The 23,548-nt window shown below is 69.6% G+C and carries 10 protein-coding genes; 3 read left to right on the plus strand and 7 right to left on the minus strand.

The annotated features are described in order from the left end of the window. Window positions 1-88: 88 nt before the first annotated feature. Genes Sspor_RS09160 through Sspor_RS09170 form a run of 3 tightly spaced genes read right to left on the minus strand, consistent with a single transcriptional unit; the run spans window position 89 to window position 8,707 of the window. Entirely contained in the window at window positions 89-5,665 is a 5,577-nt protein-coding gene (locus Sspor_RS09160; protein WP_202198587.1) for a DEAD/DEAH box helicase, read from the minus strand. Beyond that, entirely contained in the window at window positions 5,658-6,608 is a 951-nt protein-coding gene (locus tag Sspor_RS09165) for a hypothetical protein (RefSeq protein ID WP_202198588.1), read from the minus strand. Before Sspor_RS09165 ends, Sspor_RS09160 begins: the two co-directional genes overlap by 8 nt. Next, entirely contained in the window at window positions 6,605-8,707 is a 2,103-nt protein-coding gene (locus tag Sspor_RS09170) for a hypothetical protein (protein ID WP_202198589.1), read from the minus strand. The genes Sspor_RS09165 and Sspor_RS09170 overlap by 4 nt, the downstream gene beginning before the upstream one ends. Window positions 8,708-10,045: 1,338 nt before the next feature. On the opposite strand from Sspor_RS09170, the gene Sspor_RS09175 reads away from it, so the two are divergent. Then, a complete protein-coding gene (locus Sspor_RS09175) occupies window positions 10,046-10,678 on the plus strand; it encodes a hypothetical protein (protein ID WP_202198590.1) in 633 nt (210 codons plus the stop codon). Window positions 10,679-10,711: 33 nt separating this feature from the next. Here the strand turns inward: Sspor_RS09175 and Sspor_RS09180 are convergent, their stop codons facing one another. The 4 genes from Sspor_RS09180 to Sspor_RS09195 form a co-directional block, all read right to left on the minus strand. After that, window positions 10,712-12,718 carry a vWA domain-containing protein gene (locus Sspor_RS09180; RefSeq protein WP_202198591.1) on the minus strand — a complete coding sequence of 669 codons (2,007 nt, stop codon included), beginning with the start codon at window positions 12,716-12,718 and terminating at the stop codon, window positions 10,712-10,714. Beyond that, complete coding sequence (locus Sspor_RS09185) at window positions 12,715-14,016, minus strand: KH domain-containing protein (RefSeq protein WP_202198592.1); 1,302 nt, start codon at window positions 14,014-14,016, stop codon at window positions 12,715-12,717. Before Sspor_RS09185 ends, Sspor_RS09180 begins: the two co-directional genes overlap by 4 nt. After that, on the minus strand, window positions 14,013-15,842 hold the full coding sequence (locus Sspor_RS09190; protein WP_237403769.1) for a hypothetical protein: 1,830 nt from the start codon (window positions 15,840-15,842) through the stop codon (window positions 14,013-14,015). Before Sspor_RS09190 ends, Sspor_RS09185 begins: the two co-directional genes overlap by 4 nt. Window positions 15,843-15,908: 66 nt before the next feature. Further along, window positions 15,909-16,892, minus strand: a complete 984-nt coding sequence (locus tag Sspor_RS09195) for a hypothetical protein (protein ID WP_237403770.1) — start codon at window positions 16,890-16,892, stop codon at window positions 15,909-15,911. 614 nt (window positions 16,893-17,506) lie between these two features. On the opposite strand from Sspor_RS09195, the gene Sspor_RS09200 reads away from it, so the two are divergent. Together Sspor_RS09200 and Sspor_RS09205 are read left to right on the plus strand one after the other, a co-directional pair. Beyond that, the gene (locus Sspor_RS09200; protein WP_202198595.1) at window positions 17,507-20,527 is read left to right on the plus strand and encodes a hypothetical protein; all 3,021 of its coding nucleotides are present in this window, start codon (window positions 17,507-17,509) and stop codon (window positions 20,525-20,527) included. A 146-nt stretch (window positions 20,528-20,673) separates the two neighbouring features. Further along, the gene (locus tag Sspor_RS09205; RefSeq protein WP_202198596.1) at window positions 20,674-23,538 is read left to right on the plus strand and encodes a peroxidase family protein; all 2,865 of its coding nucleotides are present in this window, start codon (window positions 20,674-20,676) and stop codon (window positions 23,536-23,538) included. Window positions 23,539-23,548: the final 10 nt, after the last annotated feature.

A 23,548-nucleotide genomic window follows, 5' to 3' on the forward strand; every position in this document is an offset into this window, starting at 1 on the left:
GGAAGCCGGCGACGGGGCAGGTACGTGCGGCGTTGCCTCTGCTTGTGCAATGCCCCTTCCGGCTCCTGGAGCCGCAAGGGGCAGGTTTCTACAGACCGTCGAATTCAGCAAGCATGACCGTCACCCGGGCCGGGGCTCTGTCGAGAAGGAAGTCGTCCACGAAAGCCACCTCGTGGACACCTCGGTCGTCAGCTACAGCAGCGTCGCGCACGGTGCTGATGCGAGGAGAGTGCAGCAGACTGTCGGCGGCCTCGAACGGGCTCTTGGCGGCGACCCAGACTCGATCCTCGAACAGGACCGCTGGCCCAGTGCCACCCAGGTCATCCACGAACTCCGCGTCACCGGGCGGGAGGTCAGACGCCCAGTTCCGCAGCAGCCCTGCGGCATGGCGGCCTCGTCGGCCGCTCGCGGCGCCTGAACCCTGGAGAACTTCCAGGAGCTCACCGGCCAGCCGCCAGTCCAGCAAACTGTGGTACGCCATGTTCGTATAGTCGCGCAGGCACTGGTAGCACGAACCACGGCAGTCTCGCCCGTGCGCTCCTGCAGCGAAGGCCTTCAGCATCTGCCCTGCAGTCGTCATGAGCTTCTCGAACACGTCCGGTTCGGCGAGATGGGTGCAGTAGCCAGCGCCATTGTCCAACGTGTCAGAGAGGAAAGCGAAGGTACGCGCCTGACTGTTGCCCGCACCAGCGCCGTAGATGCCGGATGCGATCTCGTTGGGCTGCACCTGCAAGAGGGAACCAGCAGCTGTTCGCAGCAGCGCTGCCAGCGAGTACCAAGCCGCCCGCCTGCCCGAACGGTCGTCCGGGAAGCCAGTGCTCTGCGAGACAGCAGTGAGGTTGAGGCGCAACCCGAGGCTCGGGATCTCACCTGCGTTCGGTCCGAGGAGGAACAGATCCGTGTGCTGGGTGGCGCCGATGGCGGTGACAAGCGGCTCTTCGCCGTCTGTGTCCCTCGCCAACCAGGGAAACAGCTCTGCCGCATGGGCTTCCAGGTAGGCACCTGCCCAGTGCGCGGTCGGACGCACCTTCGAGAAGTGGAAGAGCCGGCCGCCGTTGTCGTTGACCGCGTACCGCTCTCCCTTGCCGGAGTGAACGACCAAGCCCGGGGTAGCGATCCTCTGAGGCGCGCCCTGCTCGAGATCCGCAGCAGTGCGCGGGGCGAGCGACCTGGCCCGCCAGGCGAAGTTGCCGTCGAAGTCCCGGGCTTTCCCCGCCGAGTAGAAACCGGCCGGCTCACGCAGCTCAATTTCGCGATAGGACCCGTCAGTGGTTCCACAGGCGCGGCAGGGCTGCGGCGGCGTGTCTTCCTCCACAGGTGCCGCCTGCACGTTCTCGGCCAGGTGGCCGCATGCGCGGCAGATACCGATGAGGACTGGCTCTCCGAGTGGCTCGCCGACGGTCCGGGGGACTCGGCCGGTCGGCTCGAATGCAACGACTCCGGCCGCTGTGTGGACTTGCCCGTCCTTGACCGTTTCGGCGCCAGGCGCGAACTGCGAGACGGCGATGTCCAAGGACCGGTCGACTACTCCTCTTGGAGGCCACGGGTAAGAGCCAGAGGGGCGCTTGGTGTACAGGTAACGGGCTGAGGTGGGGAACCCGAACATCGGAAGGAGTCCGGACTCCGCCAGCCTCTGGCTCAGCTCGTGATGGCCGCGGGGCTCGTCTGCGATCTCGGTGACGTGGTTGACGAGCTCCTCGATGACCCACGTCGCTGCCTGAGCCGGCAGCCAGGTGCCGCGAGTTCGGTCGGCGAGTGCTTCAGCGAGGGCGAGAACGCCGGACTCGTGCGACTTGATCCAGAGGCCCACCGCTTCACTCACCGCTGGCCAGTCCGCGGTGCGGCCGAACTGACCGTGGACGTTGCGGGTCGGGTCGGTCCGTGCACCCTCCCCCGCCGCGCCCTGCACTGCACCCATCGCCCTGCGCAGCACCTCCGCGGCCAGAACACGCTGGTAGATGTCCTTCATATCAGTGGACAGGTAGGGCGGCGGGGTCGGGTCGTTGGTGATGCGCTTGGGGTCTTGGAAGTAGTACTCGTCGTGGCTGCGTCCGCGGCACACTGTGAGCGCGAGCGCGACCGGCGATGTACGCCTGCCCGCCCGGCCGACCCTCTGCTGGTAGTTGAACCTGGTCGGCGGCATGTTAGCCATCAGGACAGCGGACAGCGGGCCGATGTCGACGCCTGCCTCCATCGTGGTGGTGACGGAGAGGACGTCGAGGGTGTCGGGCAGCTCGTGCTCCTTGCCGTCGAGGAATATGCCCTGGAAGCGCGCCTGGCGGGCCTGAGCGTCCAGGCGGTCAGTCTGGCCGGTGAGTTCCGCGGCGTTGAGGCGGAAGTAGCCGAACTGCCTGCGCGCCATCCACGCGTAGTAGTCGGCGTCCGTGCCCTCGAACGGTTCGGACGCAGCCGAAAGGGGCCGTCGGCACTTCGTACAGACTCCGACACCCGGGTGGAGGTGCCGGAGTCGGCAGACGGAGCACGTCCAGGACACCGCACGGCCCCGGCGCAAGGCGACGTGTCCGGGCTGGATGACGTACTGCCTGACCGCATCTCCCCAGATCCGCTCGACAGTCCTGCGGAGGTCGTCCTTGTCGTGCCCCAGGTGGTCGGCTGTGCTGGCCCAGAACTCCCGGAGTCTCTTGGGCGGCTCGTCAGCCGGGCTACGCAGTCCTGCGAAGCGGCGCATGTGGCCGAGCACCCGCAGGCTGGCCCGGGCGAGCGCGGCATCGGATGCCCACTCGGCTTCGAGGGGTGCCTGATCGTCGACAAGGGTGAGCCACCCCAAGCCGAGGGACTCGAAGTCGCGTCCAGCACTGCCGAACAGACCACTGAGCAGCTCGCTGGTGCGGGCTTCACGGATGTCCTGACGGAGCTGCTCCTGCGGTTCGCTCAGGATCAGACTGGATGCGTCACGGACCTTGCCGCCCTTGGCCTCGGGCCATTGGTAGAGAGAGGTCCAGGGCTGCGGCTGGCCACCCCTCACGTACGCCGTCTGCTGCAGGGATGCCTTCGGGCCGCCGGGGTTGATGCCGAGCTCGACCAGCCGCTCCGCGACGACGGCGCCGTGGCTGTCGAGGCTCGGCACGCGGCTCAGGCGGTTGTAGAGCACAGCCTCCTGCACCGGGTCGGGCAGGTCGTCGTCAAGGTCGTCCAGCCCTTCGGATGCCTTCTGGAATTGCGCCCAGGCCTCGTAGGCCTCCGGTTCGCGGGCACGGAGCCGGTCGCGGGCGGCCTTGGCGGTCTCCTTGTCCACCAGGTTGTCAGGGGACTTGCGGTAGAAACCCGAGACGGCTGCGAGGTCGGCGACCGGATCGCCCTGCCCTTCGACCTCCTTGGCGAGCAACAGGCGCAGAAGATCCTGGTAGTGGCGCAGACCCAAGCCCGCGGACAGCTTCGCCGCGTCCTGCCGGCTGTCAGAGAACACCACTGCCTGCCGGTTCGGCAGGAGCGAGAGGATCCCAGTGGTCAGTACCTGGTTCACCTTTTCGAAACCGGTGCGCATGGACCTGACCGGAGTACGCATGCGACGCGGGTCGCTGAGACTGAGCCGTTCGGTTCCGACCTGCTTGAGCTCCCAGTCGTCGCCGCAGTTCGGGCACTGGGTGGGAGCGGCTGGCAGGTGTTCCGCCTTGAACCGGGACTTAACCTTTCTGGACTTCGGAACGCTCGTGTGGAAGGACCATCCGGTGTGGTCACGCTGGTTGCGCAGGCCGCCCGTACGGGGGTCGTAGGCACTGCGCTTGAACGCGAAGCTGGCGCTCATGGTGCCCTTGTCGGAGCTGGAGTCCCACTCCAGCCTCTCCACCACCGGGTCGTCCTTGCGCGGCCAGTAGACAACATAGTTGGATGCGTCAGGTCCGTTGGCGGCGGCGTCGGGCAGAGAATCCAGGTCGGGCAGGTCCGCCAGCAGGCCAGCGTCGAACGGGCGCCCTGCACCGTTATGGAACGCCGTACCCGGTGCGTAACCACCGAGGAATACGTCTCCGCAGCTCTGGCAGTAGAGGAGTTCCAGGACGCGTGCGTTGCAGCTGCAGCGCGACGTGGGGCGGGAGTAGAGCTTGCCGACGGTCCTGTCCACACCTTCCGGGCGTTCAGCATCGGGGCACTGTGGGTCTGAGCAGGCCCAGACTCCGGGAATGTTGCGGAAGAACAAGTGTCCACGCAGCTTGGGAGTACGGGAATTCGCAGAGCGGCGCAGAGCGGTGAGGACCCCGCGCAGCGCCTTGTCCCGCACCCCTGCGGCGGTGGCAGGAAAGAGCCGGGAGGCGACTGCGGTGTCGAAATCGGCGATGAGCCGGTCACCGTCGCGCAGTGCGTTGACGAACGCGTCGCTGGCTCCTGTGGCGGTAAGGAGCCGGTCGGCCTGCACGGGTTCGGCGTCCGGGCCCAGGGCGGCGTACGCCTCGGCATGCTCTGATATGTCGGTACGGGTGTGTGCAGGCAGCACGAGTTGGCCGCCGAGCACCTCGAAGCGGTCACGGTCTACGCCGAAGAATTCCTGCAGGAAATCCAGGTCGCGGGGTGCTTCGAGGGAGGCCGACGCGGCGAGGATGCGGAACTTCTCGGGGTGACGGTCCAGGCCGAGGCGGTGGCGCAGATTGCGCAGGAGGTAGGCAATCTCGGTGCCGGCCGTTCCGCGGTACATGTGGAGCTCGTCGACGACCAGCGTGAAGCGGGCTTCGGGCACCTCCTCCAGCCAGCGGCGCGTCTTGTCGAAGATGGCTGACTCGCGCTCGCGCATCAGCATGACATTGAGCATGCTGTAGTTCGTGATCATGATGTCGGGTGGGGCCTGGATCATGTCCCAGCGGCTGCGCATCTCTCCCCCGTCCAGCCGGGGGATGAAGTAGCGGCCCTCTCCACCAGCCTTCTGCGCCTGTCGGGAGCGCTCTTCGGTGGCCGTGAACTCCTTCCGAAGCGTCTGCACACCGTTGGGCGAAGCGACCTCACCCGGGACGGGAGTGGCACCCGTATAGCGGCCGAAGTAGAAGCGGTGCCCGGGCCGCGACCGGGTGAGCCACTCCCTTACGCCGTCGCTGTCGAGCGCCTTGCGCAGGCGCATCATCTGGTCGTCGACGAGCGCGTTCATGGGGTACAGGACCAAAGCGCGTACGGCCGCGTGGCGCCCAGTTTCACCTGCCCGCTGGGGCTGGTATCCGCCGTCGGGAGAGGACCACCAGCGGTTGGATGGAAGCGCGGCGGCACGCCAGGAAGCGGACTCCCGGACGAGGTCGGCCAGGATGGGCAGCATGAACGACTCCGTCTTACCGGAGCCCGTGCCGGCCGTGACAACAACGTCGCGCCCGTCCCGGACGGCAGCGGCCAGGGCCCGGTGCTGGTGCTCGTACAGGGAGGGGACGCCCTGCAGCAGTCCAAGTTGCACCAGTTCCGCCAGATCGGGGTGGGCCCCTGCTGCCTTCACCGACGCATCGATACCCGCCTCCATCTGGACGTACCGCGGGCGAACCTCCAGCAAAGGGCGCCGCCACGCTCCGCCATCCGTATCGAACAGGTCCTGCCGCTCTCGTTCGAGGTTCTCGTCAGCCAGCCCGAACGGCGTGTTGTAGTAGCGGAAAAGCGCATCCTTCAGGTGGTCGAACGAGGCAAGGATGTCCACGTCCTGGCTGGCGATGCCGAGCTGCTGCGCGCCGGTGTCAGTCATCTGCCTTCTCCCCCAGGTGCTGTCCGAGTGATTCTGCGATCTTGGCGGCTACGGCGTACGGCACGTTGTCGTAGGCAAGGTTCTCCGCCTGCGTGTTGATGCGGGGAGCTAGACCGCAGCACATAACGGCCACCCGCCGCTGCAGGTCAGGCAGGGGATATCCGTAGTCGACGTACAGGGTCCCAAACCTTTCGCGCCCGCAGTACTTCTCAGGCAGCCAGCGCAGTACGTCCGCCGCACGGCCCCGGGATTCCAGCACTAGGTACACCCCTTGCTCGTGGCTGGTCTCGTGCCACTCGCCGGCACGCAGGACCTGGCATACGCGCTTGCTGTCCCGCCGCTTGAGCCGGTACAGCCCCTCGCCCTGGGGCCGCGGGACGGGCCGGTATTCGCGGCTGTCGAGGTCGTACTGTTCCAGCGGCTTCCCGAACTCCGGTGCGGAGGTCAGAGCTCCGGGTCTCAACGGCGGCAGGAGCCGGGCTCCTTGCAATGCAAAGCACGGCGTGTACGCCGCACCGAGCTCAGCCGCCCAGCTGGCGAGCCCCTCTTCGTTGTCGAACTGGATGATCAGCGAATGAGGCAGGGGGATGTCCCTTGCCGGGCGGTCACTGGGCACTCGCAGCAGTTCCAGCAAGCCGCCCTGTACCGCTCGTGCCAGACGGGCGTCGAATGCTGCCGTCCGGCTCCCGGTAAGAACCGCCAGTCCCCTGGCCTTCGGCAGGCGGGTCAGGACGGGCGGGGCCGCGCACCAGCGCCGGTTGCGCCAGTCGATGTCCATGTAGGCCAGGGAGACGGCGTCTCGCAGCCATCGGCCCGGGGCGCCGGGCTCGATGTCCGGGCCGTGCTTGGCCGCCAGCCACCACATCCCCTGCTTGACGTCGGACAGCGAACCGGCTCCTTGCTCGCTCACCCATCGCAGCAGCAAGCTTCCCGTATCGGTCATCGCGCTTCCCGCCTCCCGGCAATCGCCTCTGCCGCCGCTACGTACTCGAGCCATACGGCAGTCCGGCACCGGTCGGCCGCTCTAAGGACGGCATACGCCCAGGCGAAGTCATCCGGCTCCGGCGTGGGAACGGGTATGTCCGACGCTACCGCCAGCGTCCTGACCGACCACCGGGTCGGCGTCCGGTACACCAGCCAGACATAGCCGTCCGGCACATCGACCTCAAGACCGGGTCCGCAGGCGTCCTCGGGCAGGCGTGAGACCATCCACTCCGGAACCGTCTGCTGCCTGACCTGGCGTACGCCGCCCCCGGGGTCGATGAGCACCGCTTCCAGAACGTTCGAACGCACCAGCACGCTCCTCGGGAGGCGGATGCCACCGGGCACCTCAGCCCCGCGGATGACTGCCTCCAGATTCTCTGCATTGCGCAGTTCAGGCTGCGCAGTGCCTTGGCAGGCATATCCGAGCGTGCCACTGCCGGGGGGCAGCCCTTCGTTCAGCCCGTCGTGCAGGGTGAAGAGCTGGCTGCTCTGATCCGTACCTACGCGGTGCTCACCCTCATCCAGCGGAATGACGCATAGCGGGAAGGGCACCCGGGGGTCGGCGCGGAGCTTCTCGCGGTAACCGTCGAGGACTACCTCTACACGGCCGTCAGGGGAAGCACTGGCTGGCAGCAGGAGGTCGGGGGCGCCGCCGCGCAGGAAATGGCCTGCTACTGCTCCACCAATCCGGAATTCGGGAGCGATACGCAGTCCACCGGACAGCACGGCGTGTTGTCGGAGCTGTGGTTCGAGTACGTGTGCGTGTTCTCCGCCCTCGTCGAGGGTGCGGGCAAAAGCAAGCCCGTTGAGGGCACGCACACCTTTGAACAGCTTCCAGCCCGGTACGGGTGCGGGTGCTTCGCGGACGGTGCGGCCCACGAGGGCACTGACCATGGAGCGCACTGCGCCGACCGTGGGATCGGCGGCCAGGATCCAGTGCTCCTCTCCGGGCTCGAAGTACTCCGTACTCACCCACTCCCCCAGGTGGGGGTGCATCCGCAGCAGCACCACTTCCCGCGGCCCCCACTCGAGGACCAGGTCCTCACCCTCCAGGCGCAGGCCATGGTCGAGTTGCTGCCACGATGGCTGCAGAGATTCCAGCCCTCTGTAGACGTGACCGTAGTCCTCACACAGCATGAGCATACGGCCGCCCGCCACAGCCACGCTGGTCTCGCTGATGCCTTCGCACACCTCGGCGAGCCATTCCAACCGCCTGCCGCGGTCTGCAACCATGAGGCGAAGCCCGACACCTCGCCGCCGACGCTCGCGCTCCGGCTCGTGCAGGGTGCCGTCCCAGTCGTGGGCGAGACGCTTAATCAGATCAGCGATCAGCGTATTGTCCACATCGGCAGCACCCGCCAACTCCTCCATGAGTCGTGGCGAGAGTCGCCGATCCCGGCCTGTCGTCCACAAGCGCAGCCGCCGCAGCAGCTCTCGGCTGGAGAGATCGTCGAGGTTGTGCGGCCGCAAACGGGTGGCGGCGAAGAAGCGCGTGAGGGCGTGCCGATCCGAACCCCGGACCAGCGCCTGCGAAATCGGATACCCGATCTTCCAGTAGAACTCGTCGGTGCTGACCGTGCTGGCACCGTACAGACCACCAGTCTTTTCCAACCAGTTGTCGAGCGCCTCCCACATCACCGCGACGTCCTGGAACGCGTGCTCCAGCTTGTTCGCCCGGAAGGTGGAGCGCTGCTCGCTGAACAGCTGGATCCACCGTCCGTAGAAGTTGGTCTTCAACATGCCGTCGGACGAGGCCATCCGGGTAGCCGCCAGCACGGACAGAGCCAGCACTGGCAAGCTCGGCGGCGGGCCCATGGCCCCGCTGCGCGCCCAGATCTCGCACCTCCGCTGGATGCGGCTGAACAGAGGTCTCTCTGGGTCAGTCCAATTCAGCTCGTCAGCGACGGCTTGGGCGAGCCCCATGTCAATGCTGTAACTCTCGGCCAGTTCCCGTTCGGCCTCGTCGTCGATGTACAGCACGGTGCTCTGCAGCGCATACCCCGCACCGAAGAACTCTGCAGAGAGCACCTCGTGCCACTGCTTGTATGCAGTCCCCATCTAGCCTTTCCAGATCCCCACGCACGGCCGCATCCAGTGTGCGGCTGTGCATGCGAAGTCGGCGGCACCCTCAACTGCCGCCCGCACCGGTCCAGCCGCAAGGGGCGCACCTCATCCACTGCGCTTGAAGCTCAAGCTAAAGCTTCAAGAACACTACTGCCGAAGGCTCTTGCTTGATAGGCAAACTACATGGTTCCCACATTGCGGACCTGCGGAAAGGAAGGGACCGCCAATCTTCGCTCGGCGCAGCCGAAGGCGCGTCAGGGAGACCGCCGGGAGCCCCCTCAATGTCATTCCGAGTCCGAGCCGCCTGCTGAGTAGTGCCGGGCGGGCTGTCGCTCATGAGTGGGGGCTTCAGAAGCCGGCTGGCGGCGGTCGCTGGGCCGACCCCAATCTGTCACGCCCCCGAGGTCAGCGCCGTCGGAACGGTTCCGATCTCATGCTGAGTGTTCGCTGACCTCGGCCGCCCATAACAACTCTGTCCTGCAAAGATGTCCAGATGTCGGGCGTTGGACCTGAACATGGTACGAAGCATCGGAAGACTCCCGGATTGCCTGCTCCCTGCCTGCGCGATTGCAGGTCAAGGGCGATGCCCGGAGCCTACAACGATCCGCAAGCCCGGTCAGCTGTCCCCGGGTCTTTCAGGACTCACGCTGACCGCTTGCGCACTCTGGCGGTCTGGGTGCCCACCGGAGCGAAGGCAGTCGGCTGAGCGGCTCGCCGGACACCCCCGGCGACCACCTCGATCAACCCGTCGACGACGAGAACATCTACCCGGGAATCCGGCGGCCCCACGCGGGCGACGACCCTCCAGCGCCCGAGCCGTGGTTCCACGTCCAGCCCGAGCACCATCCGTGGTTTCGGCTCGTCCTCGCCCGAACCGCCGCCGGGCTGACGGGCTTCGCCGGAGACGGAACGGCCACCGCGGAGCCGTCTTGATGGACGGAGACACGACAGCCGGCGCCGCACCGTGGGAGCAACCCCACCTCACCCGGGGGCTCTCTTGGGCATCATGAGGGGTGCACGGCGGCGACCTTCGGAACGGAACGGGAAGGACGAGGCTTCATGGCGCGAAAGCCGCGGAAGTCCGGAACGCAGCACCCGGTGGACAGAATCGTCCTGCCCGTCGAGCGTGGGGCCACGCCGTCGGGCGGCGGCTCGCCCGCCACCCCCGCGTCGCCGGGCCCCCGGCCCCGTACCGAGGTGCCGGCGCCGCAGCGGATCCGGCCCCCGCAGGAGAAGCCGCTCCGACCGGGCAGACCACTCCAGAAACAGACGGAAGGCGTCCGCCCGAAGAAGGAGACTCCGCGCCCGCGCGCACCCAAGGCACCTTCGAGCGTGCCCGTCGCTCGCACACCCCTCCCGGGCTCGGCCATCGACCAGGCGGAGCACCTGCGGAGCGTCATGCGGGAGGGGGACCGGCAACTGCTGCGGCGTGACATCTCGCGGCTCTTCAGGAGCGGGCCCGCGCGGACCGCGAAGGTCATGAAGCACCTCCGGGCCCGGCCGGACCGCCAACTGCTCGTATCGACCGTCCACCAGGCCGCCGAAGACCTCGACGGAGCGCTGGACCTCTACGACCATCTCCGCGTGCGCAGCCTGGAGTACTGCGCCGTCGCGGTGCTCTTCGCCGCCGTGGAAGGGCGCCCCGGACGCCTGCCGGACGTCCTCCGGCAGCTGCGGCGGAGACAGCGGAGCGGGGACGCCGAGCTGCTCCGCTCCGCGACCGCCGTCCTTCCGTACGGTCACACGACCGCCCGGATGGACGAGGCGGTGGCCCGAGTCCTGCAGTACACCTCGTACAAGGTGGCGGCGGAGAGGGAGTTGCACCGCGCCAGGCGGCTGCGGAGGACGGAGCGGGCACAGCGGGAGACCGCCGCGACGTCTCCCGTGCTCGGCGCGGGAGACGGACGGTCGACGTGGTGGCGGCTCCTGCACTGGGTCGTGGCGCTGTTCCGGCAGCGAGCCTAGGCAGGTCCGCTCGACCGGTGGCGGTCGGTCACGTCACCAGCCCTGCTGTACGACACCGAGTACGACCGGCGGCGCGGACGATGCAGGGGCGCCAGGGGCGGCCGACCCGACGGGGGCGGGTGCGCGCTCCCCCTGGCCGGGCGGCGGGGAGACCAGCAGTTCGAGGACTTCGCTCAGCATCCCCTCCAGGTTGCCGAGGAGGCCTCCCTGCAGCCTCTGCCAGCCCTCGGCGTCCTCCTCGCCCACCGCGTACATCCCCGTGTGCTTCAAGAGCACTTCTCCGACCTGGCGGTTCTTCTCCTCCGTCCGCTTCTCGTGTTCCGGGTTGTGGAGGAAGAAGTTGCGCAGTCCGTGCACTTCTCCCAACCGCCCGTCCCACAACGGCTCCGCGAGGGCGGGCAAGGGGAGTTTCGCCACGTACTTCGGGTCCTGCTTGGGGAAACGGACGGATGTGTGGAGGCGTTCGTGGAACACCTTGTCGGCGGCCGCCAGCCAAGCGGTGAAGTCCATGTGGCTCACGGTGATCCGGCGCAGCCGCTGCAGATCGACCGGCGGCGCCGCGTCGAACAGCGCGTAACCGAGCCGGGGCACCGATGCCGCGCAGATCTCCGAGTAGAGCCCGAGGACGGTCTCCACCCGCGCCTCCCAGCGCTCGCGCCGGGAGGGGTCGACCATCGGCCGGCCGGGCACGGCGGCGACGGCGCCGGGGTCGAGCTGCAGCGCGGGCAGCCGTCTCTGCGCCGGGGAGCCGACAGACCTGACGACGCCGCTGCCCAGCTCCGCGAAGTACTCCTCCAGCACGTCCACCCCGCCGATGCGGTGCCGGTCGCCGCCCGCGACGTCGGCCAGCTGCTGGAGCAGTTCGTGGTTGGGGACCAGGTGCAGGGGCGGCTCGGCACGTACCTTCTGCTGCTTGCAGTAGTCCTCCCACCACCGGCCGAAGAGCGTCTGGTCGCTGATCCCCACCGCGTGGAGCCGGATGCCGAGCTCCGTGTGGAGTTCCTCCATCGTCGACACCGGGTCTTCCGTGCCGACGACCGACTCGCCGCTTCGGTCCTCGCTCATCGGCGCCCAGTGCGCACCGTCGCTCACGAGGACGATGAGCTTGTCGTTGTCGGGGACGCCGTGCCGGTAGAGCAGCTCCCCGGCCCGGTGCAGGGCCTTTCCGATGTCGGTGGGCTGGTCACCGTGTTTGAGCAGGGTGACGGCACCGCGCAGCTGCTCCAGACTCCGGTCGCCGGGAGCGGTCGTCACCTCGGCCATGCCGTCCCGGCCGGGGAAGAGAACCTGGGTGGTGAGGTCGAACCGCACGAGGGCGAACCGCGTGACCAGGCCGTCCACCTGGGCCCGTGCGTCGATCATGGTGCGCAGGGCTCTCTTGAGTGCTTCCATCCGGGTCACTCGGAGGTCCCGGCGGATGCGGAAGCCTTCCCGCGCATCGGGGATGTCGTTGGCCCCCATGGAGCCGCTGCAGTCGGCCAGCACCACGATGTCGACAGCGCTCCGCACCCCCGGGGCGAACACGCTGATCTTCGTCTGCGCGCCGATGCTGACCAGTCCGTTCAGCGCCTGACCGGACCGGTCGGCAACGGAGCGCACCCGGAAGGGGTGCCCGTCGACGTCGATCCACTCGTCCGCGTGTCCCTGACCGTCCCCGTGTACGAAGACGTGGCCGGACAGCAGCGTCGAGTTCTGTACGCGCCGGGTCGCCTCGTCCAGGGAGAGTTCGGCCGGTGACTCCAGCTCCACCGCCGCCGGCACCGCCGCTTCCACGGGCCTCAGTTTCCACGGCGCCTCCGCCAGCCCGTACTCCATGGCCAGCTGTTCCGGAACGACCAGTACGTCCTCGGGCAGCTGGGGGACGGGGACCAGCCGTACGGCCACGGACCGGTCGGAGCCGACGCCGCGCGCCAGGAGCACACCCGCGGTCTCCGCCGGGAGCCGGCGCGTGGACAGGGCCAGCCGGTTGCCTGCCACGAGCCCCTGCCCGGTGGCCGTGATCAGCCGCGTGTTGTCCGGCGCAAAACCGGGGAGACTCATTCCCGCTCCAATTGGATGTTGATACCGAGCCGCGTCCGCAGTTCCTGCACCACCGCGCCGCCGGTGCCGATGAACCGGCTGCGCATGTCCTGGGGGACCCGTACGAAGAGGATGTTGCTCTTGCGCCTGTAGTCGGAGAACGTGACGGCATCCGCGAGCTCGTGCTTTCCGGACTGCTGCAGCAGCGTCCGCAGCCGTGCGAAGTGCCCCCGTCCTTCTTCGTGGCTGTCGCGGAACCGCTGCACGTCCTCGCGGCGTGACGCCGCCTGTTCGTCGAGCAGGCGCAGAGCCGTCTGGACGAGGTTGCCGCCGTCCCGGCCGCCGCGGCGCCGCAGATCGTCCTGGAGCCGTACGAACAGGGCGTCGACGGCCCCCATGTCGAGGACGCGCTGGCAGGTGTTGATGAAGATGTGCCGGACGATGCCGATCCGCGGCAGGAACGCCGCCCTGCGTCCGCCGGACCGGTTGCCACGGCGAGCCTGGGAACGCGCCACGGTACCCGCCACGACGAGGGCGACCAGGGCCTCGGGAGCGGAACCGCGCAAGTCCCTGTGGTGCCGGCCGCACAGCGCGAGCCCCTTGCTCCGCGCTCCGTAGATCTGCCACCGCATGACGTGCTCGCCACAGACGCGACGGCCGCAGGCGCGCGCGTCGTCCAGGCCGAGGTGCTCGCAGCGGATGTGACCCGTGGCCGGGCAACCGGGCCGTTCGCAGGCGGGGAAGCGGTCGGCGTGGCAGTCCACGCAGTAGGCCAGCGAGGCGTCCCCGGGGTGCGGCACGAGGTGGTCGTCGCACCACGCCCGCCCCGAACGGCAGCGCGGGCCCCCGCACCAGCCGCGGCCCGGCCGGCCGCACCGGCAGGTGGGTTCGTGCCGGACGCAGGACGCCCGGAGGCTGCCTTCCAGGAAGACCGCGTGGGCGTCGCACACCCGGCCGGGCCTCTCCTTGGTGCCGCAGCCGGTGCAGGTGAACGGGGCGTAGGTGGTCGTTCCGGAGGCCCGGCACGTGTCGCAGACGTACCTGACCCTCGGCGGCTCCAGAACTCCGCGTACGGCGAAGGGGGTCGCCGCGCTGAAGGGTACGGGCGCCGTGGCCGGGCTGAGGAACCAGACCCCGACCTCTCCCTCCTCCCCGAGGTCCAGCCGCACCCGTGGTCCCGACCGGGGGTCGAGCGTCACCAGGACGGGCTCCAGCAGCTCCCACAACGCCATGTAGCCATCGGGCGAGCCGGGCACCTTCCGGTGGGCGCGCAGATCCAGCATGACGGGCACGGCGGCCGCGGCATGTGCCGTGGTCATCGGGTGGCCTCCTCGGTGGCGTCGGTCCTGTCGTCTCCCGCCGGTGCGACCAGCAGGAGCTCCACCGTGCCGCGGCGTTCCTTCGCCTTTCCGGTGTACGTGGTGTCGGTGAGCAGGACGGATCTGACGCCGCCCGGCGGCCGGCCGAGAGTCCGCAGTCCCGCCCGTACCCGCGGACGGTCGGCTTCGGACACGTCCCAGTGCAGGAGCGCGAGACCCGACTCGCCCGCGCTGTTCAGCGCACGACCGGCCGCGGGTTCGTCCCACGACGACAACGGGGTGTCGCAGCTCACCTGCTGGGCGCGCCGCGGGCGCAGCACACGGCGCAGGGCCTTCGCCTCCTCCCGGTCCCGCTGCCGCAACGGCCGGGTGAGGTCGGCCTCGGTGGCGGAGCGGCAGTACGCGCGCAGCGCCTCGACGATCTCGGCGGGTGTCCTGTCCGCACCCGCGACCAGGTCGAGGAGCCGGTCGGCGGACAGACCGGCGTGGGGACCGCGGCGTCCGTCCGAACGGGGTGCCGAGCGGCCGGCCGCCGCGGCCGGCCGGCGCTGCCCCGGCGTCCCGGTGGCGTTCTGCCGGTCCGGTACGGCCCGTGCGGGGGCCAGCTGGCCGGCCAGCCAGACGCGGGCGGCCGAGGTACTGCCCGCCGCACGCTCCAGGTTGGCGGCGCTGACATGGTCCTTGATCAGCCACTCGGGTGACCTCAGCCCCTGCGCCAGCCGGTCGGCCGCGAGCAGGCCGGTGTCCTGCTCGTGCCACCTGGCGAGGAGGTCGTTCTCGTTGCGCACGAAGCCGTCGGAAGACGCGTCGGCGGTGAGTTCCAGACCCAGGAAGATCTGGGAGAGCTCGTGGGGGTGCGTGTCGAGCTGGCGGAAGTACGGCAGGAGTTCGGCGAGCATCGCCGACGCCGCCTGCCCTGCCGTGACCGTGGTGGTCGTGCTCGTCCGAGCACCGTTCGGCTTCGCCGCTCCGCCGGCCGACGACCGCTGCTCGACGTCGAACTGTGCCGCCAGACCGTGGGCGATCGCCCGTGAGCGGTTGCGCTCCAGTACGGGCTGCGGGACGGAGCGCACCCGCTGGCCCGCTCGTTCCAGATCCCGGACCCGCATCGCGATCGCCTGCACGACGAGCGCGTGCGTCATGGCCGAGGAGACGGACATCTGGGCGTCGAAGAGGCGGAGGGCCACGTCGCCCTCCGCCGCCAGGCCGGCCTCACCCAGCGGGTTGACGTCCATCGCCTCAAGCCGGGCCAGCCGCTCGTTGCGCTTCAGCCCCGCCCGCACACGGTCGAGGTGCTGGGGGGAGAAGGAGGCGATGTAGCGCGTCGCGACCTGGTCGGTGGCCCGGGAGAGGCGGGCGGAGCCCCGGGCCGAGGCGTACGCGGGACCGTGGAGCTGGCGTGCGGTCAGGGAGATCAGGGAAGGCGAGTACTCGCGGACCAGGTTGCAGAGGAGTTCGCGCTGCACGTCACTGACCACTTCAAGGGAGTGCAGGTCCGCACACAGCCCTCCCGCCGGATCGTCACCTCCGCCCGGAACCCATCCGCTCGGCACCAGGACACCGCCGGCCTTCTGCGTCTCTCCGGCCAGGACGGCGACGGCCTCGGCCAACGCCCCGGCCACGGCCCTGCGCATGGCCTGGTCGTGCAGGACGACCTGCCCCGTGTCGATCCACACCGCGGCCGCGGCCCGCGGGACGGGACGCAGGGTCAAGGGCACACCGGTGGGCAGGACGGGGAGGCGTGGCGGCTTGGCCAGCAGCCGTGCCGTGATCGCCGCCCGGGTCTCCAGGCCGTACCGGTCCCGGTCACGGGACCGTCCGATCACCGTGTACCCCTTGGCCAACCGCTGCCTGAGCGGTCCCGAACGGTAAAGCGTGACGAGCACGGGAGATCAGACCTCCGGCCTTCGAAGTTCGGCGGACGCGAGCCCGCGTACGGCGGGGATCGCGAGGAACAGCACGACCGTTATCGCGAGCGCCGCGAGCGTGCTGTACAGCAGCGTCTTCGGCCCGGGCTCCCCCCACAGCGCCCCGGCCGCATAGGCGACGGCGAAGGGCAGTCCTATGGTGGACAGCAGCCCGACGGCGAGGCCGCTGCGCCGGGCGCGGGCGGTCTCCACGTAGCGGGCGGCGTCGGCGAGCGCCGTCCCGGCCTGTGCGAGGAGTCCGGGGAGCCGGTGCTGTTCCTGGAAGCGCTCCAGGAGCGTGTTGGCGTTGCCGTGCACGGTGATGTGTGAGGACCACAGCGCCCGCCGCAGTTCGATCTGCTTGCGCTCCAGGTCGAGCAGGCGGCGGGCCTCCGCCTGCCGCGCGGGCAGCCGGGCCAGGGAATTGGCCAGGAAGTTGACGCCCAGCACCTGCCAGCGCCCGAGGAGGAACGCGTCGAGGTAGATGGTGTGCACGAGCGACGCGGCCGTGGGGTGGAAGCCGGCGCCGTCGCCCGAGTCCGGTGAGGTGCCGATGAAGGCCGCGCCGTCCCGTAACACCAGCGCCTGCCAGTCCGCGGAGAGCCGAACCCTCCCGGCGAACAGCCCGTCGTCCTCCGGATCGGGCGGGAAGTGGACGACCGGCGTAGCGGACGCCGACAGCCACAGCCATTGGTCACGGGCGCCCCACGCCGTGTACGGCGGCGGCATCACCTCGGGTAAGGCTCCGTCGTCGAACGTGATGTGCGACAGGACCCATGCCTTGCGCTCGGATTCGAGCAGCCGGACCCCGGCGGGCAGCAGTCCCGCGTACTCCGCGCGCTTGGCCGTCAGGTCGCGGAGCCGCGGAAGGTCGTTCAGCGGATCGCCGGACAGCCGCATGTGCAGGACGACGACGGCCCGCCGGGGCGCGTCCGAGGCCAGGACCTGAGGCAGGCGCAGCATCTCCATCGCCTCCACCACAGGCGCGGCGGGCGTCCCGGCGGGGGCATGGGGGAGAGGGGAAACGCAACGGTGCCAGCGGGAGGGGTGTCCGGTCGCCCCGTAGACGGACTCTCCGACGCGCGGCTCGAAGTACGTCATCCGCCGTTCCCGGTCGGCCACTCCGGTGGCCAAGCGCACCGGCAGGGGACCCTCCGTCCAGTCGGGCGCCGGTGGTCCGTCACCCAGCCCCTCAACATCGAAAACGACACAGGCCGTTGCCCGTTGTACGGACATGAACCCCCCACCGTCGATCCCGGCTCCTGTGATGCATGCTACTGCTGTTCCCGACATCCGTTCTCCGGATCGGGTCGAAGGCGGTCAGTTCGAATCGCTACGCCAACGGCCCGCCGAACCAGACGGGTTGACCCCCTCGGCTGTAGCGCTGTGATCAGCAGGACGGGAACCCTCGGCGCAGGAGGCCGGCATCGCCGGGACGCGGTGCGGACCCGTGCCGAGCGCTTGCCGGCCCGGACCCGGACGCCCGCGCCCGCCGGGCCGTGTGGGGTACAGCGGCGGGCCAAAGGGACGATCGGCGTGCGCGCGTCCCCGGGATGCGGCTGCGGTTTCACTACCTTCGGCATATGACGCACCCTCAGGAGTACGCCCCGAGACGTCAGATTCCAAGCTGGGCCCCCTGGCTTTGCTGGGGCGGTCTGATCATCGGAATCATCCTGATGCTGGTGTACTGGCTGGCCCCGCCCCTGGTCAAACCTGATCCGGGGGCGGAGGTTCAACTGCAGTTCGCCGCGGGCGAGGACCCGATCCGCGAGGCCGTGCTGGAGATCATCGGCGGCAACGGCAGTGACAGGGCCGAGCTCTTCAAGGACGGGCTCCTCCTCGACTGGCAGATGTTCGTCCCGGGGTACACGTTGGCGCTGGCCGCCGTGTTCGGCTTCGGAACCCTCTTCCTCTACCGGAGTGCCTCTCGTACGTGGGCCCGCCGTGCGCTGGCCATCACCGCCGTACCGCTGGTGGCGGACTGCGCGGAGAACCTCTTCCTGTACCTGGGGCTGGAGCGGCTCGACGGCGACCCGGACTGGGCCTTCACCTGGGCCGCCTACTGCGCCCAGGTCAAATGGACGGTCGTCGTCCCGCTGGTCGCCGCGGCCCTGTGGGCGGGCACCACCCTGGCCTTCCGCCTGGTACTGCGCCCCCGGGCCGAGGTACAGGGACCGCAGCCGCCGCATCCGCGTGCCGTCGTACGCAGCGCGCACAAGCTGGCCGACGGGTCCGAGAGCTGGTGGGACGACCCGGACGTGATCGCCCCGCCCGCGGCACCGCACTCCGCCACTCCCCTGGCGGACTGGACAGCCCCGTACACGCCGCCCTCACCGAACGGCGCAGCGCGCCCCGGGCCGAAGGACAGCGCGAAGGCCCGCTGGCACACCAGGGCGCTCCAACTGCCCGGCCGGGAGCCGGCAGAGGTCGGCATCTGCGCGTCCGGCGGCGGGATCCGCTCCGCCTCGGTCGTCCTGGGCGCCCTCCAGGCGCTGCGGGACGCGGGCGTGGTCCGTGCAGCGCGCTACCTGGTGTCCGTGTCGGGCGGCGGTTTCACGGCCGGAGCGTTCCAGCTGGCACTCACCCCGGAACAGCCCAGGGACAAGAAGGGGAAGCCCTTCGTGCGGGCCGATCTCGCCACGCCCGAGGACGTGTTCGCCCCCGGCAGCCCCGAAGAGGACCACGTCCGCCGGCACGCGAAGTACCTCGCGGACAGCCCCAAGGAGAAGCTGCAGGCCGCGGGGACCGTGCTGCGCGGCATGTTCGTCTCCCTCGGGATGCTGGCGCTGATCTTCACCGTGGCGGGCATGTACCTGCACGCCTTCTACTCGTTCGTCCCTCTGACCGACCTCGACAGCCTCCGGCACCCTGATGGCCGGGTCCCGGACTTCAGGCCGTACGCCCACGTCCGGATTCCCGTTCTCGCCCTCATCGCGCTCGCCGGTGTGGTGACCCTGGTCGCCTCGCTCGTCAGGGCGTCCACCGGGAAGTCGCGCCCGGCCTGGGTGCGGAGCACCATCAAGACGATCGTGGCACTGGCTCTGGCGGTCGCCGCGTACACCGTGGTCTTCCCTGCCGTGATCTGGTTCTTCGTATGGCTGGCCGACACGCAGACGCTCCTCCCCAAGGGCGGCCGGGGCGTGTCCCTGCTCGCTGTGCTCACGGCCGCGGCGACATGGCTGGGCGCGCTGTACACCGCGGCCCACAAGTCGGTGAAGAAGCTCAAGCCGGACGGTGACACGGCGGGCATGTTCTCCAAGAGCGGCAAGTCGATCACCGTCCAGAGCAGTACCGGCTGGGTGAAGGCGATCGTCTGCTGGCTGGTGCTGCTCCTGCTCGGCTTCTTCGGTCTCGCGCTTCTCTCCTGGGTCGCCGTATACGCGGGCGAGTGGGACTGGTGGTGGAAGTGGGGCCTGCCGGTCGCCCTGCTCGTCCTGCCGTTCCTCATCGACCAGACCACCTTCAGCCTGCACCCCTTCTACCGGCAGAGACTGGCCGGCGCCTTCGCCGTGCGACGCGCGGTACTGAAGGACGGCTCGGTCGGAGGCCTCCCGTACGACTACAACGCCGAACCGACCAGCCTCAGTACCCATGCCCGGAAGGTGGACCGCTTCCCCCAGGTCATCTTCGCCGCCTCCGCCGCCGTCTCGCTGCGCAACCGCACCGCGCCCGGCCGGCCTGCGGTCCCCTTCACCTTCGCCTCCGACTATGTGGGCGGCCCCGATACCGGCTGGGTGCGCACGTCCACGATGGAGGCGACGGCCCGGCCGCTGATCAGGCGCGACATCACGGTGCAGTCCGCCGTCGCGGTGTCCGGAGCGGCGTTCGCCTCCGCCATGGGTACGCAGACGATGTTCTTCGAGCGGCTGCTCGCGCTGTCCAACCTGCGTCTGGGTACCTGGGTGCCGAACCCCGCCTATCTCGCGGAGCTGGCGAAGTACGGTCCCGACTGGACCATGCCCCGGCTGCCGAGGATGCGGCGGCTCCGCTACCAGTTGCAGGAGCTCGTGGGCCGGTACTCGGACACCAGCCCGATGCTGCTGTGCACCGACGGGGGGCACTTCGACAACCTCGGGCTGGTCGAGATGCTCCGGCTCCGCTGCCGGACGATCTACGTCATCGACTCCAGCGGGGACACGCCGCCGCTGGCCACCACCCTCGCCCAAGCCGTGACCCTCGCCTACGAGGACCTCGGGGTGGTCATCGAGTTCCCGAAGGAGGAGGTGCTCAAGCTGGTGCCGGGCAGCGCCGCGCCGCTCAAGCCGACGGAAGGGATGGCGGCCCTCAACGCGCGGTTCTCCGCGAGCTGTGTGGTGACGGGAACGATCAAGTATCCCGAGCCGGTCCTCTTCGACCCCGACGCTCCCCCCTCCGACGAGGGCACGATCATCTTCGCCAAGGCGAACCTGACTCCGGACATGTCCTACGAGCTGCTGAGTTACGCCCTCAAGGAGAAGGCCTTCCCCCGGCAGGCCACGTTCGACCAATGGTTCGACCATGCCCAGTTCGACGCCTACCGGGCGCTCGGCCACTTCCTCGGCACCGCGGCCGGGAAGGCCGGGAAGGCCGGTAAGGCCGGGGCGGGCGGGAAGCACCGAACCTGACGGCCCAGGTGAGCTCCTTCAGTTCCGCCGGCTCCTCGGCCCCTTCGGCTCCTTCACCCGTCTGCGTCGCTGCACGCGACACCGTCGCACGGGTGGGGCACCGTCGTACGGAGTGCACGGAAGCCCCCCTTCGCGAAGAGGCGCGCATGGATGAGGTCGAGCGGTACGAGCGCTACGTCGGCGGCAGCCCGGAGGCCGAACGGCGGGTCTTCCAGCGACTCGCAGGGGACCTCCTGCGGGTGCAGCTCAAGGTGAAGAAACGCAGCGGTTCCCCCACGCTCGAACGGACCTTCCACGCCAAGGCGGTACTCGGTGTGGAGAACGCCCGTCTGACGTTCCGCGAGGACCTCCCCAAGGCCCTGCGCGCGGGTTTCGCCAGCCCCGGAGCCGAGTATCCCGTCACGGTCCGGCTGTCCAATGCCAGCGGTGTCCGTCAGCCCGACTCCGCGCCCGATCTGCGCGGGGCGGCGCTGCGGGTCGAGGTGGGCTCCGGCGAGACCCACGATCTGCTGATGACCAGCTTCCCGGTCTCCCATGCCCGCGACGCCCGGGAGTTCGTCGCTTTCGCGCGGGCCATGGCGGGCGCCGACACACGGCTCCGCAAGGGCATCGCGCTGTTCGTCACGCTGCCCCTGGCGGTCGGCTGGCCCACGGCCGTCCGCATGCGGCGCAACGTCGTCGCGGGAACCAGGCGCACGGTGTCCAGCCTGGCGCTGGAGACGTACTGGAGTCGCGGCGCGATCCTGTGGGGCGACGCGGGGCCGGTGCGCTATCAGCTGCGGCCCGTCGCGGACGCCCCGGCGGCCCCGGCGGCGGCGCCCTCTGATCCCGATCACCTGCGGCGTGAGCTCTCGCAGCGGCTGCGGCGGACGGACGTCGTCTTCGAGCTCTGCGTCCAGCGCTACGTGGACGCCCGGCGCACCTCCGTCGAGGACGGCGCGGCCGAGTGGAAGGAGGAGGACGCCCCCGTCGTGCCGGTGGCCACACTGGTCGTCCCGCGCCAGGACGTAGACACCGCCGAAGCACGTGCCTGCGCGTCGCGGGTCGACCAGCTGGCGTTCAACCCCTGGCACACCACGGAGGACTTCCGCCCCCTGGGAAACCTCAACCGTGCCCGCAAGCTCGCCTACGAGGCGAGCAGCGCTCACCGCGCGGGCCTCCGCTTCGTGACCGTCGAACCGCGGCGCAACGCAGTGCTCGGGGCACCGCTCCGCGCCGCGTTCCGCGTCGTGAACCGCGTCGTCCCCTGGCACCGGCTGCCCACCCCGCTCGGTCTGCTCAACCTCATGGCCTTCCGGCAGACGTTGCGCCGGGAGAACCTCATCGACACCGAAGCCCACGAGGCCCCGCCCAGGGCCGAGCCGGCGGTGGACGGTCCGCTCAGTGGGGAGCTGCTGGTCAGGCGCAGTTACGACGGCACGTTCAACGATCTGTCGGCCCCGCGGATGGGTGCCGTCGGCGCGACCTTCGGGCGCACCATGCCGCCCGTCTACCGCCCGGACCGGTTCGACACGCCCAATCCCGTCACCGTCAGCAGGGAACTGCTCCAGCGTGACGCGTTCATCCCCGCGACGTCGCTGAACATCATCGCCGCGGCGTGGATCCAGTTCCAGGTGCACGACTGGGTCAAGCACCGGAGGCTTCCGGTCGGTGTCAAGAGCGTGGAGGTGCCGCTGCCGCCCGGTGAGACCTGGCAGAACACCCCGGGCGGACCGCGGGAGAGGGTGATGCGCTTCGGTGCGGACGAACCGGTGAGCGGACCCGGCGGCGAGCGGTCGCCGATCGTGTTCGCCAGCGAGGTCTCGCACTGGTGGGACGGCTCGGAGGTCTACGGCGGTGAACACTTCACCGCGGATCGGCTCCGGGAGGCCGGCGGCGGCGCCGCGCTCCGGCTGGAGGACGGGCACCTGCCGAACGGCTCGGGCGGCGGCCCGCTCACCGGGTTCGCCGACAACTGGTGGCTCGGCCTCAGCGCCATGCACACCCTGTTCGCCCGTGAGCACAACACGGTGTGCGAAGCCCTGCGGCGCGAGTATCCGCGTATGGACGAGGACCGCGTCTACCACACGGCGCGGCTGGTCGTCTCCGCCCTGATCGCGAAGATCCACACGGTCGAGTGGACCCCCGCGATCCTCGCCACCGAGACGCTCGACATCGGCATGAAGACCAACTGGCAGGGGCCGCCGAAGAAGTGGCTCGACCAGCTGGGCGTGTGGCTGCTGGAGGCGAACGGGCGCGACGGCATCCCCAAGACCCTGCCGGACCACCACGGAGCCCCGTACTCCCTCACGGAGGAGTTCGTCACCGTCTACCGGATGCACCCGCTGATCCCCGACGACTACGAACTCGCCGACCACCGGTTCGGCCGCCGGCTCGACACCCTGAGCTTCACCGACCTCCAGGGCGCGGCCGCCGAGCCCCTCATCCGCAAGACCGGCCTGGTGAACACCCTGTACTCGCTGGGCATCGCCCACCCGGGGGCGATCACCCTCCACAACTTCCCGCGCACGCTCCAGGCCTTCGAACGGGACGGTGAGGTGATCGACCTCTCCGTGGTCGACCTGGTGCGCACCCGGCGCCGCGGCGTCCCGCGCTACAACGATTTCCGCGCGGGCCTGCACAAGCCGCGGATCCGGCGGTTCGAGGACCTCTCCTCCGATCCGCGGACGGTCGCCCGGCTCCGGGACGTGTACCGCTCGGTGGACGACATCGACACCGTCGTGGGGCTGTTCGCCGAGAATCCGCCCACGGGCTTCGGCTTCAGCGACACCGCCTTCCGGGTGTTCATCCTGATGGCCAGCCGGCGGCTGCAGAGCGACCGTTTCCTCACGGTCGACTTCCGGCCCGAGGTCTATACGCCCCTCGGCATGGACTGGGTCGAACGGAACGGCATGACGAGCGTCATCCTGCGGCACTGCCCCGAGCTGGCGGGCATCCTGCCGCGCGCGGCCAGTGCGTTCGCACCGTGGCGTCCGGTCCAGCCCGCGCGCAACAACAGCGGCCGCGGCTGAGCGGGGGCAG

This window comes from Streptomyces spororaveus (assembly GCF_016755875.1).
GTDB lineage: Bacteria > Actinomycetota > Actinomycetes > Streptomycetales > Streptomycetaceae > Streptomyces > Streptomyces spororaveus.